General features: G+C 69.9%; 16 protein-coding genes and 1 pseudogene. 11 read left to right on the forward strand and 6 right to left on the reverse strand.

The annotated features are described in order from the left end of the window. From AB0J80_RS25885 to AB0J80_RS25900, 4 genes and pseudogenes are all read left to right on the forward strand, one after another. Positions 1-1,407 (forward strand): annotated as a pseudogene (locus AB0J80_RS25885) (hypothetical protein); the annotation flags it as partial. A gap of 360 nt (positions 1,408-1,767) precedes the next feature. Then, complete coding sequence (locus tag AB0J80_RS25890) at positions 1,768-2,325, forward strand: RICIN domain-containing protein (protein WP_364709637.1); 558 nt, start codon at positions 1,768-1,770, stop codon at positions 2,323-2,325. A 162-nt stretch (positions 2,326-2,487) separates the two neighbouring features. Further along, a complete protein-coding gene (locus AB0J80_RS25895; protein ID WP_364709638.1) occupies positions 2,488-4,263 on the forward strand; it encodes an NHL domain-containing thioredoxin family protein in 1,776 nt (591 codons plus the stop codon). Positions 4,264-4,327: 64 nt separating this feature from the next. After that, entirely contained in the window at positions 4,328-5,005 is a 678-nt protein-coding gene (locus tag AB0J80_RS25900) for a hemolysin III family protein (protein ID WP_364709640.1), read from the forward strand. Here AB0J80_RS25900 and AB0J80_RS25905 read toward each other — a convergent pair. Continuing rightward, complete coding sequence (locus AB0J80_RS25905; protein ID WP_364709641.1) at positions 4,996-5,376, reverse strand: helix-turn-helix domain-containing protein; 381 nt, start codon at positions 5,374-5,376, stop codon at positions 4,996-4,998. The genes AB0J80_RS25900 and AB0J80_RS25905 overlap by 10 nt on opposite strands. Positions 5,377-5,501: 125 nt before the next feature. Here AB0J80_RS25905 and AB0J80_RS25910 point away from each other — a divergent pair, with 125 nt between their 5' ends. After that, positions 5,502-6,347 (forward strand): SDR family oxidoreductase, encoded by an 846-nt coding sequence (locus AB0J80_RS25910; protein WP_364709644.1) that lies wholly within the window; start codon positions 5,502-5,504, stop codon positions 6,345-6,347. Between the two features lie 39 nt (positions 6,348-6,386). On the opposite strand, the gene AB0J80_RS25915 is transcribed toward AB0J80_RS25910, so the two are convergent. Further along, positions 6,387-6,668 carry a DUF6458 family protein gene (locus tag AB0J80_RS25915; protein ID WP_364709646.1) on the reverse strand — a complete coding sequence of 94 codons (282 nt, stop codon included), beginning with the start codon at positions 6,666-6,668 and terminating at the stop codon, positions 6,387-6,389. 101 nt (positions 6,669-6,769) lie between these two features. Here AB0J80_RS25915 and AB0J80_RS25920 point away from each other — a divergent pair, with 101 nt between their 5' ends. Further along, on the forward strand, positions 6,770-7,270 hold the full coding sequence (locus AB0J80_RS25920) for a histidine phosphatase family protein (protein WP_364709649.1): 501 nt from the start codon (positions 6,770-6,772) through the stop codon (positions 7,268-7,270). 63 nt (positions 7,271-7,333) lie between these two features. Here AB0J80_RS25920 and AB0J80_RS25925 read toward each other — a convergent pair whose 3' ends face one another. Further along, complete coding sequence (locus tag AB0J80_RS25925) at positions 7,334-9,190, reverse strand: acyl-CoA dehydrogenase (RefSeq protein WP_364709652.1); 1,857 nt, start codon at positions 9,188-9,190, stop codon at positions 7,334-7,336. Positions 9,191-9,483: 293 nt separating this feature from the next. Between AB0J80_RS25925 and AB0J80_RS25930 the strand changes: the two genes are divergently transcribed. Beyond that, complete coding sequence (locus tag AB0J80_RS25930) at positions 9,484-9,663, forward strand: hypothetical protein (protein ID WP_364709653.1); 180 nt, start codon at positions 9,484-9,486, stop codon at positions 9,661-9,663. Here AB0J80_RS25930 and AB0J80_RS25935 read toward each other — a convergent pair. Further along, a complete protein-coding gene (locus tag AB0J80_RS25935) occupies positions 9,660-10,784 on the reverse strand; it encodes a PP2C family protein-serine/threonine phosphatase (protein WP_364709655.1) in 1,125 nt (374 codons plus the stop codon). The genes AB0J80_RS25930 and AB0J80_RS25935 overlap by 4 nt on opposite strands. A gap of 101 nt (positions 10,785-10,885) precedes the next feature. Here AB0J80_RS25935 and AB0J80_RS25940 point away from each other — a divergent pair, with 101 nt between their 5' ends. Then, positions 10,886-11,452 carry a phosphoribosyltransferase gene (locus AB0J80_RS25940; protein ID WP_364709658.1) on the forward strand — a complete coding sequence of 189 codons (567 nt, stop codon included), beginning with the start codon at positions 10,886-10,888 and terminating at the stop codon, positions 11,450-11,452. A 48-nt stretch (positions 11,453-11,500) separates the two neighbouring features. Next, entirely contained in the window at positions 11,501-11,812 is a 312-nt protein-coding gene (locus tag AB0J80_RS25945) for a hypothetical protein (RefSeq protein ID WP_364709660.1), read from the forward strand. Between the two features lie 10 nt (positions 11,813-11,822). Here the strand turns inward: AB0J80_RS25945 and AB0J80_RS25950 are convergent, their stop codons facing one another. Beyond that, entirely contained in the window at positions 11,823-12,101 is a 279-nt protein-coding gene (locus AB0J80_RS25950) for a YciI family protein (RefSeq protein ID WP_364709663.1), read from the reverse strand. A 61-nt stretch (positions 12,102-12,162) separates the two neighbouring features. Here AB0J80_RS25950 and AB0J80_RS25955 point away from each other — a divergent pair, with 61 nt between their 5' ends. Both AB0J80_RS25955 and AB0J80_RS25960 read left to right on the forward strand, forming a co-directional pair. Continuing rightward, entirely contained in the window at positions 12,163-13,020 is an 858-nt protein-coding gene (locus AB0J80_RS25955) for an LLM class F420-dependent oxidoreductase (RefSeq protein WP_364709666.1), read from the forward strand. Positions 13,021-13,039: 19 nt separating this feature from the next. Further along, positions 13,040-13,414, forward strand: coding sequence for a VOC family protein (locus tag AB0J80_RS25960; protein ID WP_364709668.1), 375 nt, complete (start codon positions 13,040-13,042; stop codon positions 13,412-13,414). A gap of 13 nt (positions 13,415-13,427) precedes the next feature. Here the strand turns inward: AB0J80_RS25960 and dcd are convergent, their stop codons facing one another. Continuing rightward, entirely contained in the window at positions 13,428-14,006 is a 579-nt protein-coding gene (gene dcd / locus AB0J80_RS25965) for a dCTP deaminase (RefSeq protein WP_364709671.1), read from the reverse strand. Positions 14,007-14,047 lie beyond the last annotated feature (41 nt).

Raw genomic sequence — 14,047 nt, forward strand, 5'->3', positions numbered from 1 at the left:
GACAGCCCGTTCGGCGCACGCCCCGCATCCGGAACACCCGCGGACAGTCCCTTCGGGGCACGCCCCGCATCCGGAACACCCGCGGACAGCCCGTTCGGCGCACGCCCCGCATCCGGAACACCCGCGGACAGTCCCTTCGGGGCACGCCCCGCATCCGGAACACCCGCGGACAGCCCGTTCGGGGCACGCCCCGCATCCGGAACACCCGGATCGCCCGGGGAGTCTGGATTCGGCCCGTCGGCGGCAGCCGGAGCGGGCTTCCCGCCTGCCGACGCCGGCGCCCACCCGGTCAGCGGCGGCTTCGGGCAGGCCCCGGACAGCCGGCCCTTCGGACCCGACGGTGACGACTTCCCCGCCTCTCCGGACGGCTTCGACGACCACCACGTACCGGATCGCTTCGGCCCCCCGCCGAACCGGCCCGGAACGTACGGCACCCCGGCGTCCCCCAGACCGGACAGCGCACCGCCCGCCGACGCACCCTTCGGCGCCGCTTCGGGTCCCTTCGGTGCGGCCCCCACGTCCGGCGGTGCGGATCCGTCGGGCCGGGTAGCGGGCCGCGCGTCGGCCAGCGCCCGCGTCGCACCTCCGGGCCAGCCGTTCACGCCGGCGCCCGCCTCACCCGCACCGAACCCCGGCGACGGTCAGAACGCACCGAACCCGGCGGCGTTCAGCGAGTTCACCACCGACATCGCAGGCCGCGGCCGCCCAGGAGCTCCGGGTCAGCCCGGCCCCGTACCGGGCAACCCGGCCGCACGCACCATGCCGCCGGACTTCACCGAGCACACGACCGACGTGGCGGGCCGCGGCCAAGGACCTGAGCAGCCGTACGTGCCCGCTCCCGCCCTGCCGGCCATGCACGCCGCGCCGCCACTCGAGAACGGCTTCCCGCCGCCGGACTCCACGCAGCCGTTCGGTGACCGTCCGCGGATGGGCGGCGTCTTCCCGGGCCCGGCCAGCCGAGCCACGGTGACGCCGCCGGATCCGGAGCAGACGTCCAGCTGGCCGAACAGCCCTGGCGAGGAAGCCGACCAGGGCCGGTTCGACTCGTTCAAGCCGGAGACGCAGCCGGTCGCCGAGCCGCCCAAGCCCGAGACCCCGCACGTACGGATGCTCCCGGTCCTGCTCGGCGTGATCCTCGGCGCGGGCCTGCTCGTCGGCCTGACGTTCGGCATCACCTGGCTGATCGCCCGCGGCTCGGACAGCGGCGGCTTCTCCGTGGCCATCGGCGACTGCGTCAAGCGCGACGGCACCAAGGCCGTGACCGCCAAGTGCAGCGACGCCGGCTCGTACGAGGTGACGGCCATCGTCGACACCCCGCAGCAGTGCCCGGATCCGCTGCAGCCGCATGTCCTGAACCCGGCCGCGGACAACAAGACCAAGGTCCTCTGCCTCAAGCAACGCGGCTGACAGTCCGCGTCGAGACGCAGGAAAGCGGGAACGACAAGCACATCCTGTGCGGACGCACCACAGAAAGCGCGGCCGCGAGAGCGGCTGACAGGCCGCGGTCGACGCGTGCCGGCCGTGGCTTGTCGTCGTCGCGACTTCGACGCCGCCGACCGTCACCGGCGCTTCGGGCGCCGGCCGTCCGCTGGAGCGCTCTCCGATTGTGCAGCAGCCGTGGCTCAGAGGGACGCGACGCGATCCGCTCCGAGGTCGACCGGTCTGCAATCGGACGTTAACTCGGTTTTCGTTCCCGTTCGGGATGATGGAATTCTTGAGGCCTCTCCGCACCGCAGTCATGTCGTTCACCGAACTGGCGGAGAAATCATGCGCAGACCGAGATCGACGTATGCAGTAATCGCCGTCCTGACATTCGCCGCATTACTGACCGTCTTCGATTCGCCAACGGCGTCCCGAGCCGCCGGTCCGCACGACGGTGACGTCTCAGATGCGGCGCCTTACTACTTCATGCTGTCCTCCACGCGCAGCAACAAGTGCCTGACGGTGGCGGACGCCAGCACCACGGACGGGACGTTCATCGTTCAGGAGACCTGCGACGAGACCGCATACCACCAGCATTGGTCGTTCTTTCTCGTCGATGACGGCTCCTACCTCATGGTCGCCAGACACAGCGGCAAATGCCTGACGGTGGCTGACGCGGGCACGGCCAACGGAACCCCTGCTGTGCAGGAGCCCTGCAGTCGCGAAAATCCTGCTCAGCAATGGTCTTACCCGTACGTGAGCGGGAGCAGTTACCTGGCGGTGGCCCGCCACAGCGGCAAGTGCCTGACCGTGGCGGGCGGGGGCACCGCAGAAGGCGCGGGCGTTATTCAGCGCACCTGTCTGGGCAGCACCAACCAGCAATGGCGGCTCGGTTACTACTGAGACTGCCTCCCGGCGCAGCCCTGCTGGCATGACAGCCGGGGTCGTCGCCGTCGTGCAACGGCGTTGTTCCGAAGCATCTGTCATCGATGGGATCAGTCAGCAGTGATCAGCACCTCTTTCTCCAGCCCCCGTAGCCTGCCGTCCTCCAGGCAAGATGGGCGCATGACTGCGCGCGTGCGGGCGCCCGAACTGCGGGGCCGAAGCTGGTTGAACACCGGCGGCAGGGAGCTGAAACTGGCCGACCTACGAGGTCGCGTCTGCGTCTTGGACTTTTGGACGTTCTGCTGCATCAACTGCCTGCACGTGCTCGATGAGCTACGGCCTCTCGAGGAGAAGTACGGCGACGCCCTCGTCGTCATCGGTGTCCATTCGCCGAAGTTCGAGCACGAGCGGGATCCCGATGCCCTCGCGGCCGCCGTCGAGCGGTACGGCGTGCACCACCCGGTTCTCGATGACGCCGACATGGTCATGTGGCAGCAGTATGCCGCGAAGGCCTGGCCCACCCTGAGCGTCATCGATCCCGAGGGTTATGTCGTCGCCTCGATGGCCGGGGAGGGGCATGCCGAGGGGCTGTCCCGGCTGCTCGACGAGCTGATCGCGACTCATGAGGCGAAGGGCACGCTGCGCCGCGGTGACGGCCCCTACGTCGCGCCCGCCGCCGATGACACCCTGCTGCGTTTTCCGGGCAAGGTCATCGAGCTGCCGAACGGCAATCTGCTGGTCTCCGATTCGGCTCGGCATTCGCTGGCCGAGCTCACCCCGGACGGCGAGATTTTGGTACGCCGGATCGGCACCGGGCAGCGCGGCCGCACCGACGGGCCGGCCGAGGCCGCCAGTTTCTCGGAACCGCAGGGCCTCTGCCTGCTGCCGGACGACCGCACGGTGGTGGTCGCCGACACGGTGAACCATCTGGTGCGCGGGCTCGATCTGGAGTCCGGCGAGGTCACCACGCTCGCCGGCACCGGGCGGCCGTGGCGTTCCGCGGATGACGACGGCGCCTCGCTCTCGTCGCCGTGGGATGTGGCCTGGTTCGAGGGCCGCGTCATCATCGCGATGGCGGGGATCCACCAGCTCTGGTGGTTCGACCCCGAGCAGGGCACCACGGGGGTCTACGCGGGGACGACCGTCGAGTCCCTGCGGGACGGGCCGCTTCCGGACGTGTGGATGGCGCAACCTTCGGGGCTCTCCGCGTACGGGAAAAAGCTGTGGATTGCCGACAGCGAGACCTCCGCGCTGCGCTGGATCGAGGACGGTGAGCTGCACACCGCCGTCGGTCAGGGGCTTTTCGACTTCGGTCATGTGGACGGCCCGGGCAAGGAGGCGCTGCTGCAGCATCCGCTGGGGGTCGGCGCGCTGCCGGACGGGTCGGTGCTGGTGGCGGACACCTACAACGGTGCCGTGCGCCGCTTCGATCCCGAGTCGGGTGAGGTGTCCACTGTCGACTCCGGGCTCGCCGAGCCGAGCGACGTCCTGGTCACGCGCGGTGGCGATGTGTTCGTGGTGGAGTCGGGCGCGCATCGTCTCGTGCGGCTGGCGCCGGGGGCCGTCAAGACCGTCGAGGGCGCGCGGCATCGCACCGAGCGGCCGCCGTCGCGGCTGGCTCCGGGCGAGGTGACTCTGGACGTGGTGTTCACGCCGGCTCCGGGTCAGAAGCTGGACACCACGTACGGTCCGTCGACGCGGCTTGTCGTGTCGGCGGCGCCGCCGGAGTTGCTGCTGGAGGGCGAGGGCACCGGCACCGACCTGTCGCGGCGGCTCGTTCTCAACCCGGCCGTACCGAAGGGGATCTTGCAGGTGGTGGCGCAGGCCGCCACCTGTGACGCCGATGTCGAGCACGCCGCGTGCCATCTCACGCGGCAGGACTGGGGTGTGCCGATCGTCGTCGATCCGGACGGTCCCGACCGCCTGCCGCTGATTCTGCGCGGGTTGGACGCCTGAGGTTCGGCACTCGTGAGAGGCTTCACTACCTGCGGGTAACCTACGGTGCCGTAACCTGGACGTCGTGACGACCTCGACCCCGTTCCGGATGAAGCCTGCCGATCTCGGCAAGCCGCGGCTGCGCGGCCGGTTACACCAGTACGCGTTCTTCGTCGCCCTCGTGTGCGGCGTGGTGCTGTGCTCGATCGCCGCAACAAGGCCGGGCGTCTGGCCGTTCCTGAGCTGCCTGATTTACAGCCTGACGGTGTGCGGGCTGTTCGGCATCAGCGCGCTCTACCACCGGCTGAACTGGTCCGAGCGGGGCTACCAGGTCATGCGGCGGCTGGACCACTCGATGATCTTCATCTTCATCGCGGGGACCTACACGCCGTTCTGCATCCTGCTGCTGGACGCCCGGAAGGCGACGCTGATGCTGAGCCTGATCTGGGGCGGCGCTGTCGGCGGCGTCGCCCTCAAGAGCATCTGGCCGCACCTGCCCCGCTGGGCGGGTGCGCCGCTCTATCTGGCGCTGGGTTGGGGCGCGGTGGCGATCCTGCCCGACATCATGCGCAACGGCGGGGTTGCCGATCTCGTGCTGCTCGCCACCGGCGGCCTCATCTACAGCGTCGGGGCGGTCTTCTACGCGCTGCGCCGCCCGAACCCCTGGCCGACCGTCTTCGGCCACCACGAGTTCTTCCATGCCTGCACGCTGGTGGCCGCGATCTGCCACCACATCGCGATCTACTTCGCGCTCTACGCGTGAGCTTTCGGTCGGGCGCGGGCGTCGTAGGCCTCCCGCGCCTCGGCCACGTCGCCGATGTGCGTCTCCGCCCACTGCTTGAGGGCGTCGACCAGGCCCAGCAGGCTCCGCCCGAGCGTCGTGAGCGCGTAGTCGACGCGCGGCGGCACGACCGGATGCACCGTACGCGTCACCAGGCCGTCTCGCTCAAGCCCACGCAGGGTCTGGGTGAGCATCTTGGGGCTGACGCCGGGGATGCGCTGCGCCAGCTCGGTGTAGCGCAGCGAGCCGTCCTTGAGCGAGCCGACGATCAGGACGCTCCAGGCGTCGCCGATGCGGTCGAGCACCTGTCGGCTCGGGCAGTTCTTCGCGTAGATGTCGGCTTCCACCTGCACACTATCCCTCAGGTGAGTACTGCACTTCAAGGTGCTCACTCTCCAACGGGAAGTGATCCGCGACCTGCTCGGTTGTGCCCGTACGGTGGCGGACCGGCCGCCACGAGCGTGTGAGGAGATCAGTCATGAGCATCGTCGTCACCGGCGCCACGGGCCACTTCGGCCGTCTCGCGATCGAGGCGCTGCTGCGCCGCGGCGTGCCCGCCGGCCAGATCGTGGCGGTCGGCCGGAGCGTCGAGAAGATCAAGGATCTCGCGGACCGCGGCGTTGTGGTGCGCCACGCCTCGTACGACGATCCGGAGTCGCTGCGGGCGGCATTCGCCGGCGCCGACAAGCTGCTCTTCGTATCCGGCAGCGAGGTGGGTAAGCGGACCGCGCAGCACCGCAACGTGGTCGCGGCCGCCAAGGACGCCGGCATCAGCAAGATCGTCTACACGAGCCTGCCGCATGCCGAGACCTCGCGCATGATTCTCGCGGCGGAGCACCTCGCCACTGAGCAGGCGCTCACCGAGTCCGGCATCCCGTCTGTGTTTCTGCGCAACAGCTGGTACCTGGAGAACTACAACATCCAGGGAGCCGTCGAGCACGGCTTCCACGGCGCCGCCGGTGACGGGAAGATCAGCATCGCGACCCGGGCGGACCTCGCCGAGGCTGCCGCGGCCGCCATCGCGGCGGACGGCATCGACCAGCAGGTGTACGAGCTGGGCGGCGAGGGCGTGACGTTGAGCGAGCTGGCCGACGAGGTGTCCCGGCAGTCCGGCCGCGAAGTGACGTACACGGACCTCAGCCCGGAGAAGTACGCGGAGTTCCTGGTCGGCGTAGGCCTGCCCGAGCAGTTCGCCGCGGTTCTCGCCGACTCCGACAAGAACGCGGCCGAGGGCTCTCTCTACACCGGCACCGAGGACCTCGAGAAGCTCCTCGGCCGCCCGGTCACCCCGCTCGCCGACGCGGTACGCGCGGCTCTCGCCTGACGGTTGTGCGGAGGCGCCACGCCGGCGCCTCCGCATACGTCACGCGCCGTACGGCGGCGGCGGGGGCTGGCGCCGCGTGGTCTCGCGGTACTCCTCGACGACCTGACCGTCGTTACGCACGACCGGGCGCTGCTCGACGACCGTCGTCGCGGGCCGGCGCCGGCTGTTCCAGTACCAGACCGTGATGACGAGGCCGACGAGACCGGCCAGCATCAGCACGTAGCCGACGACGTGGATGTCCAGACCGCTGATGTCCGCGTTGACGGCGAACGCAAGAATCGCGCCCAGCGCCAACAGAAAGATGCTTCCGCCGATGCCCATCGGGACCTCCCTGGCTCGTCGCTGCCGCACCGAGCCGCGGCAATACGTCGATCAGGGTGTCTACCCAGCCACGCGAAAGCTCAATCAGGCATGCTCTTCCCATGAGCGCACGCACCCTCGTCCTGCTCCGCCACGCCAAGGCGGAGACCCCCGGTGAGCTGCCCGACTTCGACCGTCAGTTGACCGACCGCGGGCGCGCGGACGCGGGCGCCGCCGGTGCCTGGCTGGCGGCACAGAGCCTGCTGCCGGACGTGGTGGTGTGCTCGCCGGCGACGCGCACACGGCAGACCTGGCATGCCGTGGCAGTGGCTCTGGGTGCGGCAGCCGCGCCGGAGGTCCGTTACGAGGACGGCCTGTACGCCGGCGGCCGCACCGAGGTCATCGACCTGCTCCGCGCCCTGCCGGACTCCGTCGGCACCGTGCTCGTCGTGGGCCACAACCCCACGGTGTCCGATGTGTCCATTCTGCTCCGCCCGGACGGGCACGTCGTGACCGAGGGGCTCAAGACGGCCGGTCTCGCCGTACACCGGACCGAAGCGTCGTGGTCGCTCACCGAGCCCGGGTCGATGCCGCTGGTCGCGGAGCACACCGCTCGGGCCTGAGCGCACGAAAAACCGGCGGACGCCCTTGTCCGCCGGTTTTCCGTCTTCAGGAGAGTGCGAAGCTCAGAACGCCTCTTCCGGCAGATCCATGAGGTCGAGCGTGGTGTTCTCGATGATCCGGCGGTCCGCGCCGACCCGGGGCAGGATCTCGCGGGCGAAGAACCGGGCCGCCGCGACCTTGCCCTCGTAGAACGCCTTGTCCGACGCGCTCAGCTCGGTGCCGAGCTGCTTGAGGGCCACCTCGGCGCCGCGCAGCAGCAACCAGGAGACCACCACGTCGCCGAGCGCGAGCAGCACCCGCCGCGAGGACAGGCCGACCTTGTAGAGCTCGCGGGTCTCGCCGCCCTGGACCGCCTGCAGCCAGCCCATCTGGACGCCGAGGATCGCCTGCAGCTCACCGAGCGCCTTGCCGAGCGCGAGCCGCTCCTCCTTGAGCTGACCGTTGCCGGCCTCGCTCTCGATGAAGCCCTGCATCTCGGCGGCGACCGTGGCCAGTGCCCGCCCGTTGTCCTTGACGATCTTGCGGAAGATCAGGTCGAGGCTCTGGATCGCGGTCGTGCCCTCGTACAGCGTGTCGATCTTGGCGTCCCGGACGTACTGCTCGAGCGGGTAGTCCTGCAGGAAGCCCGAGCCGCCGAAGGTCTGCAGCGACTCGTGGCCGAGCAGCTCGTACGCCCGCTCCGAGCCGACGCCCTTGACCAGCGGGAGCAGGAAGTCGTTGACGCGGGCCGCCGCCTTCGCGCCCTTCTCGTCGCCGGCCGCCTCCGCGATGGCCACCTTGTCCTGCCAGGTCGCGGTGTAGATGACCAGCGAGCGCAGGCCCTCCGCGTACGCCTTCTGCAGCATCAGCGAGCGGCGTACGTCCGGGTGGTGGGTGATCGTGACGCGCGGGGCCGCCTTGTTGGAGTTCTCCAGCAGGTCGGCACCCTGGACGCGGTTCTTCGCGTACTCGAGCGCGTTGAGGTAGCCGGTGGAGAGGGTGGCGATCGCCTTCGTGCCGACCATCATCCGGGCGTACTCGATGATCATGAACATCTGCCGGATGCCCTGGTGCACCTCGCCGAGCAGCCAGCCCTTGGCCGGGGTGCCGTGCTCGCCGAAGGTCATCTCGCAGGTGTTGGAGACCTTGAGGCCCATCTTGTGCTCGACGTTCGTGGCGTAGACGCCGTTGCGCTCGCCCAGCTCGCCGGTCTCCGGGTCGAAGTGGAACTTCGGCACGATGAACAGCGACAGGCCCTTAGTACCCGGCCCGCCGACGCCCTCGACACCCACGGGGCGCGCGAGCACGTAGTGGATGATGTTGTCGCTGAGGTCGTGCTCACCCGAGGTGATGAAGCGCTTGACGCCCTCGATGTGCCACGAGCCGTCCGGCTGCGGGATGGCCCGGGTGCGGCCGGCGCCGACGTCGGAACCCGCGTCGGGCTCGGTCAGCACCATCGTCGAGCCCCACTGCTTGTCGACGAAGATCTTCGCCCACTTCTTCTGCTCCTCGGTGCCCTCGACGTTCACGACGTGCGCGAACGAGGGGCCGGAGGAGTACATCCAGACCGGGGCGTTGGAGCCCAGGATCTGCTCGGCGATGGCCCACCAGAGGGTACGCGGGGCGAGCGTGCCGCCCAGCTCCTCGGGGAGGTCGAGGCGCCAGAACTCGGACGCCATGAACGCGGCGTACGACTTCTTGAACGACTCGGGCAGCGGCGCGGTGTGAGTCGCCGGGTCGAACTTCGGGGGGTTGCGGTCCGCGTCGGTGTAGCTGGCCGCGAGGTCCTCGCGGGCGAGCCGGTTCACCTCGGCGAGCACGTCCCGTGCGGTCTCGGCGTCGATGCCGTCGAACGGCGCCTGCCCGAACGCACGATCCGCCCCGAAGACCTCGAAGAGGTTGAACTCCAGGTCGCGCAGGTTGCTCTTGTAGTGAGTCATGTGTTCTTGGCCCCGCTCTCCGGACGCGAGTTACCCGTCAGTAACCAACACTGTATTACCCATCGGTAGGGCCCGACAAGTCGCTACCGATCATTCGGACGGACGTCACTCCGGCTGAGCCGTGGGGGACGTTGTCCGTCGCCTTGGGGGCCAAACCCCTCCGATCGGGTGGGAAAACGGGCAGCCGTTCGGACATTTGCAAGCCGCCGCGCCGCACACACGTATCGAGGGCTGCGCCGCCTCGTTGCCCTGGATGTACGCGCAGGACGTACACAGACCCGGGGAGGTCTTTCATGTTCGCCTCGATCAAGAGCCTGATTCCGGAGCCTCGCCAGGCCGACCAGCCCCGCAACTACGTCGGGCGGCATCGCCAGCCCGAGACGGTCACCGCCGTCGCCACGGTCCCGGTCGTGCCCGCTCCCGCCACCGCGAAGGACGAAGCAGGCGAGGACTCGGTCCCGCAGGCGGGCTAGCTGCCGGCCGCGCCGACTTCCCAGCTGGGCATCGGTACGGCCGGACCGCCGTCGGACCCGGCGTACTCGAGCAGCACGAGGGCGATGTCATCGTCCAACTGTCCGTGCACCCAGTCGACGAGGGCGGTCTCCAGGGACGCCAGGCCGTCACCGACCGTGCCGTGCCCGAGCAGCCGCCAGGCCCGGTCGGCCGTCGGGAAGAACTCGCCGTCACGGCGCGCCTCGCCCAGGCCGTCGGTGAAGAGCAGCAACCGGTCGCCGGGCTCGAGCCGCTCCACCCGGGGCTGCGCCACGGGCATGAAGCCCAGCGGCGGCGCCGGCGCGGGTGGCTCGAGCGGGATGACCTGACCGCGGCGCAGCAGCAGCGGGGCGGGATGTCCACAGTTGACGATGGTGAGTGTGCCGCCGCGCTCCTCCACCAGCGCCGCGGTGACGAAGTCCTCGTCACCCACGCTACGGGCCACGGCGCGGTCCAGGTCGGCCACGATGGCCCGCAGGTCGGCTCGCTCGTACGCGACGTGCCGGTACGACCCCAGCACGATGCTGGCCAGGCGTACCGCATCGAGGCCCTTGCCCCGCACGTCGCCGATGATGATCCGCACGCCGTACGGGGTGTCCAGCGCCTCGTAGAGGTCGCCGCCGATGTCCGCGGCGGCGGTGGCCGAGATGTACCGGCCGGCGACGGCGAGCGCACCCACCTGCGGGCCCAGCGGCCGCAGCACGGCCTGCTGGGCCACCGCGGCGAGCCGCAGCAGCTCGGCGATCCGGGTGGCCTGCCGCTGCCTGATGGTGGCCACCGTGGCGGCGATGCCGGTGGACAGCATGATGCCCACCACGTTGATCATGCCGACGGATCCGAACCCGCCGTCCCCGCTCGCGAAGACCATGCCGGCGATCGTGGCGAGCGCTCCCACCGCGAGCACCGCCTGCCAGTACGCGAACACCGCCGCGAGGAACGGCACCGCCGCGAAGAGCCCGACGTAGTGCGCGCCCTCGTCGGTGATCTCCAGCCCGGACACGGCCGCGAGCAGCACGATGGCCGCGCCGAGACCGGCGCGGCTTCCGGGACTGGGCGGGCGGCGGCCCGACGGCAACTTAGGCATGGGTACGCCGAACAGCATGCCTGATAGGCACGCACGACTGCATCAACTTGACCCCTAGTCTGACCACGATCTGCCCGGTCGGCGGTGAGACCGGCAGGCCACGGTGACACCATGTCCGCGTGACATCCGACCTGCGTGATCTTCTTCGCGCCGAGTTCCGCTGGACGGACCCCGAACCGGGCAGCGGCCTGCTCGTCAGCGACCGCTCCGGATGGTGGCGAAACCCACAGATCATCGACGGTCTCGGCGCGGGTCTCGCCGCCCTGTTCCCCGGCGTACGCCCGACCGTCGTGGTCGCGCCGGAAGTCACCGGCTTCCTCGTCGGCCCCCTCGTGGCGCGCGCCCTCGGGGCCGGTTTCGTCGAGGCGTACCGCGCCGGCGCCCGCCGGCCCATCGCCGAACCCATGACCTGGGCCGACGTACCCACGGACCATCGCGGCGACGCGCAACGGCTCGGCGTCCGCACCCGCTTGATCGGTACGGGCGACCGCGTCCTGCTCGTGGACGACTGGGCGGTGACCGGCGCGCAGACACGAGGCCTGCACACCCTCGTCGCCGGCCTCGGTGCGACCGTGGTGGGCGCGGCGGTGATCGTGGACGAGTGCCCGCCACGCGTCACCGCCGAGCTGGGCATCCGCGGACTGTTGACGGGCGCGGATCTGAGCAGCGAACCGGGTGGTGCCTGAGTAGCCCTACTCAGGAACGGCCATCGATGCCTTACCAGGATGGTCGGCATGACCAAGTTCTTCTTCGGCAACTGGGTGACGCGCTGCTATCTGTTCGCCGTCGCGGTCACCGTGGTGATCCTGCTCGGCGCCAACCTCGCGACCGGCAGCCAGGAACCGTCGTTCGCGGCCGTGTACCTGATCGGCCTGACCGCGCCGGTGTCGGTGATCTTCGCGCCGATCGCTCTGCTGGGCGACGGCTGGCTCGCCATCGCCATGCTGTGGATCAGCGTGGTCGCGGGGGCGCTGCTCAACACGCTGCTGATCAACACCATCGTGGGCGAGGTCGGGCGGTTCCGTTCCCAGCGCGTCCAGGCCTGACCCGCCGAGCTCAGGCCGGCTTCTTCCAGTCGGCCAGCACTCCCCGGCTGGGGGTCCACCCGGTAGCCGTGTACTCAGCCAGCCCGCGCACCACGTACGGATCTTCAGCCATCAGCTCGCGGGCCTCCGCCTCGGTGTCGACGCCGAGCAGCACGACACCGCCGACCGCCGGCTCCTGACGCCCGGCCGAGACCACCAGGCCCCGCTCCTCCAGGCCGGCGATGAAGGCCAGGTGCTCGTCGCGGGCACGGTCCACCTCGTCGAGCGGCGACAGATACTTGGAGATCATCAGGTACACGGTGGGGTTCCTCTCAGGCAGGGGAGCTGGCGGCAATCGTACGATCGCAGACATGGACGGGCGCTACGGGCTGTGGACAAGTCGGCGGTCGTGGCCGGCCGACGCGGGGGCCGTCGCGGAAGCGGCGGCCGAGATCGAAGCCCTGGGCTACGGGTCGATCTGGATCGGCGGCAGCCCACCGGACGACCTCGAACTCCCCGGCGCGATCCTCGCCGCGACCACCCGGCTCGCCGTCGGAACGAGCATTGTGGACATCTGGCGCAGCGATCCGACAGCGCTCGCCGCGAGCCACGCCCGCCTCCACGTGGCCCACCCGGGCCGGTTCTACCTGGGCCTCGGCATGGGCCACGCACCGTCCGTCGAAGCGACCGGCCAGAGATACGTACGCCCACTGAGCAAGCTGCGCGCCTTCCTCGAGGAGCTTCCCGGAGTGCCGGCCTCGGAACGACTGCTCGCCGCGCTCGGCCCCAAGGCCCTGGAACTGGCGTCGACCGCCGCCGCCGGCGCCCTGCCGTACCTCGTGCCCCCGCAACACACCGCCGACGCCCGCCGGATCCTCGGCCCGGACAAGCTCCTCATCCCCGAACAGAAGATCTTCTTCGGTACGGACCCCGAGACGTCCCGGACAGCCGGCCGCCACGGCACCGCCGTCTACCTCAACCTGCCGAACTACACGAAGAACCTCCGACGGTACGGCCTGAGCGACGAGGACTTCGCCGGCCAGGGCAGCGACCGCTGGGTGGACACCCTCGTGGCCTGGGGCTCGGACGACTCGGTACGCGCCCGCGTGGACGAACACTTCACCGCCGGAGCCGACCACGTGGCGCTTCAGGTGCTGTCGGCGGATCCGGCTCCACACCTGCCCCTACCGGAGATCCGCGCGGCCGCCAGGGTCTTCCTGGGTGCGTGAGAGGTCTACCGTCCGTGGCATGACCAGCTCTCGACTCACCGTGGAGTCCGTGAACTTCGACTGCGCCGACCCCGAGCGACTGGCGGCCTTCTGGGCTGCGGCGACCGGCGGATCGGTGACCGGCCGCTACGAGAACTACGTCTTCGTCTCCCCGCCGTCACGCGGCGGCGTGACGCTCTACTTCCAGCGCGTACCGGGCGAACGGTCCGGCCGCAACAGCATCCACCTCGACCTGGCGACGCCACCCGGCGGCCGGGAGGCCGAGGTGCGGAGGCTGGTCGAGCTGGGCGCGACGAAGAAGTGGGACGTGGTCGGCGAGGTCCCGTGGGTGGACTGGACCACCATGGCCGACCCGGAAGGCAACCTCTTCTGCGTCGGCGCCTCCCACAGCTGAGGCGCGGGGCCCGTCAGCTGGTCGGCCAGGTGCGGAAGTTCCGAGAACTGCGGCTAGGCGTCGGCCCCCGCTGGCCCTGATACCGCGAGCCGTAGACCGCTGACCCGTAGGGGTGCTCGGCCGGGCTCGAGAGCCGGAAGATGCAGAGCTGACCGATCTTCATGCCGGGCCACAGCTTGATCGGCAGATTGGCCACGTTGGACAGCTCCAGCGTGACGTGCCCGGAGAACCCAGGGTCGATGAAACCGGCGGTCGAGTGGGTCAGCAGACCCAGCCGGCCGAGGCTGCTCTTACCCTCCAGGCGGCCCGCAAGCTGATCACCCAACGTGATCACCTCGAGCGTCGAGGCGAGCACGAACTCCCCAGGATGCAGCACGAACGGCTCGCCGTCGCCGACCTCGACCTCGGCGGTGAGATCGTCCTGCTGCTCCGCCGGGTCGATGTGGGTGTACAGGTGGTTGTTGAACACCCGGAAGAAGCGGTCCAGCCGCACGTCGATGCTGGACGGCTGCATGAGCTCCGGCTCGAACGGCTCGAGCGCGAGGTTGCTCGCCTTGATCTCAGCCACCAGGTCACGGTCGGAGAGCAGCATCGGCACACCATACCGACCTGCACTTTGTGCCGTGTCGAGTG

Source organism: Actinoplanes sp. NPDC049548, assembly GCF_040676695.1.
Taxonomy (GTDB): Bacteria; Actinomycetota; Actinomycetes; order Mycobacteriales; family Micromonosporaceae; genus Actinoplanes.

What these genes read in the sequence shown, in the direction of transcription:
- AB0J80_RS25935 (WP_364709655.1), bottom strand. Translation starts at nt 10,784, where the DNA reads ATGCTGTTCGGCGTACCCATGCCTAAGTTGCCGTCGGGCCGCCGCCCG.
- AB0J80_RS25915 (WP_364709646.1), bottom strand. Translation starts at nt 6,668, where the DNA reads ATGGGCATCGGCGGAAGCATCTTTCTGTTGGCGCTGGGCGCGATTCTT.
- AB0J80_RS25890 (WP_364709637.1), top strand. Translation starts at nt 1,768, where the DNA reads ATGCGCAGACCGAGATCGACGTATGCAGTAATCGCCGTCCTGACATTC.
- AB0J80_RS25950 (WP_364709663.1), bottom strand. Translation starts at nt 12,101, where the DNA reads ATGATCTCCAAGTATCTGTCGCCGCTCGACGAGGTGGACCGTGCCCGC.
- dcd (WP_364709671.1), bottom strand. Translation starts at nt 14,006, where the DNA reads ATGCTGCTCTCCGACCGTGACCTGGTGGCTGAGATCAAGGCGAGCAAC.
- AB0J80_RS25930 (WP_364709653.1), top strand. Translation starts at nt 9,484, where the DNA reads ATGTTCGCCTCGATCAAGAGCCTGATTCCGGAGCCTCGCCAGGCCGAC.
- AB0J80_RS25945 (WP_364709660.1), top strand. Translation starts at nt 11,501, where the DNA reads ATGACCAAGTTCTTCTTCGGCAACTGGGTGACGCGCTGCTATCTGTTC.
- AB0J80_RS25955 (WP_364709666.1), top strand. Translation starts at nt 12,163, where the DNA reads ATGGACGGGCGCTACGGGCTGTGGACAAGTCGGCGGTCGTGGCCGGCC.
- AB0J80_RS25925 (WP_364709652.1), bottom strand. Translation starts at nt 9,190, where the DNA reads ATGACTCACTACAAGAGCAACCTGCGCGACCTGGAGTTCAACCTCTTC.
- AB0J80_RS25920 (WP_364709649.1), top strand. Translation starts at nt 6,770, where the DNA reads ATGAGCGCACGCACCCTCGTCCTGCTCCGCCACGCCAAGGCGGAGACC.
- AB0J80_RS25895 (WP_364709638.1), top strand. Translation starts at nt 2,488, where the DNA reads ATGACTGCGCGCGTGCGGGCGCCCGAACTGCGGGGCCGAAGCTGGTTG.
- AB0J80_RS25960 (WP_364709668.1), top strand. Translation starts at nt 13,040, where the DNA reads ATGACCAGCTCTCGACTCACCGTGGAGTCCGTGAACTTCGACTGCGCC.
- AB0J80_RS25910 (WP_364709644.1), top strand. Translation starts at nt 5,502, where the DNA reads ATGAGCATCGTCGTCACCGGCGCCACGGGCCACTTCGGCCGTCTCGCG.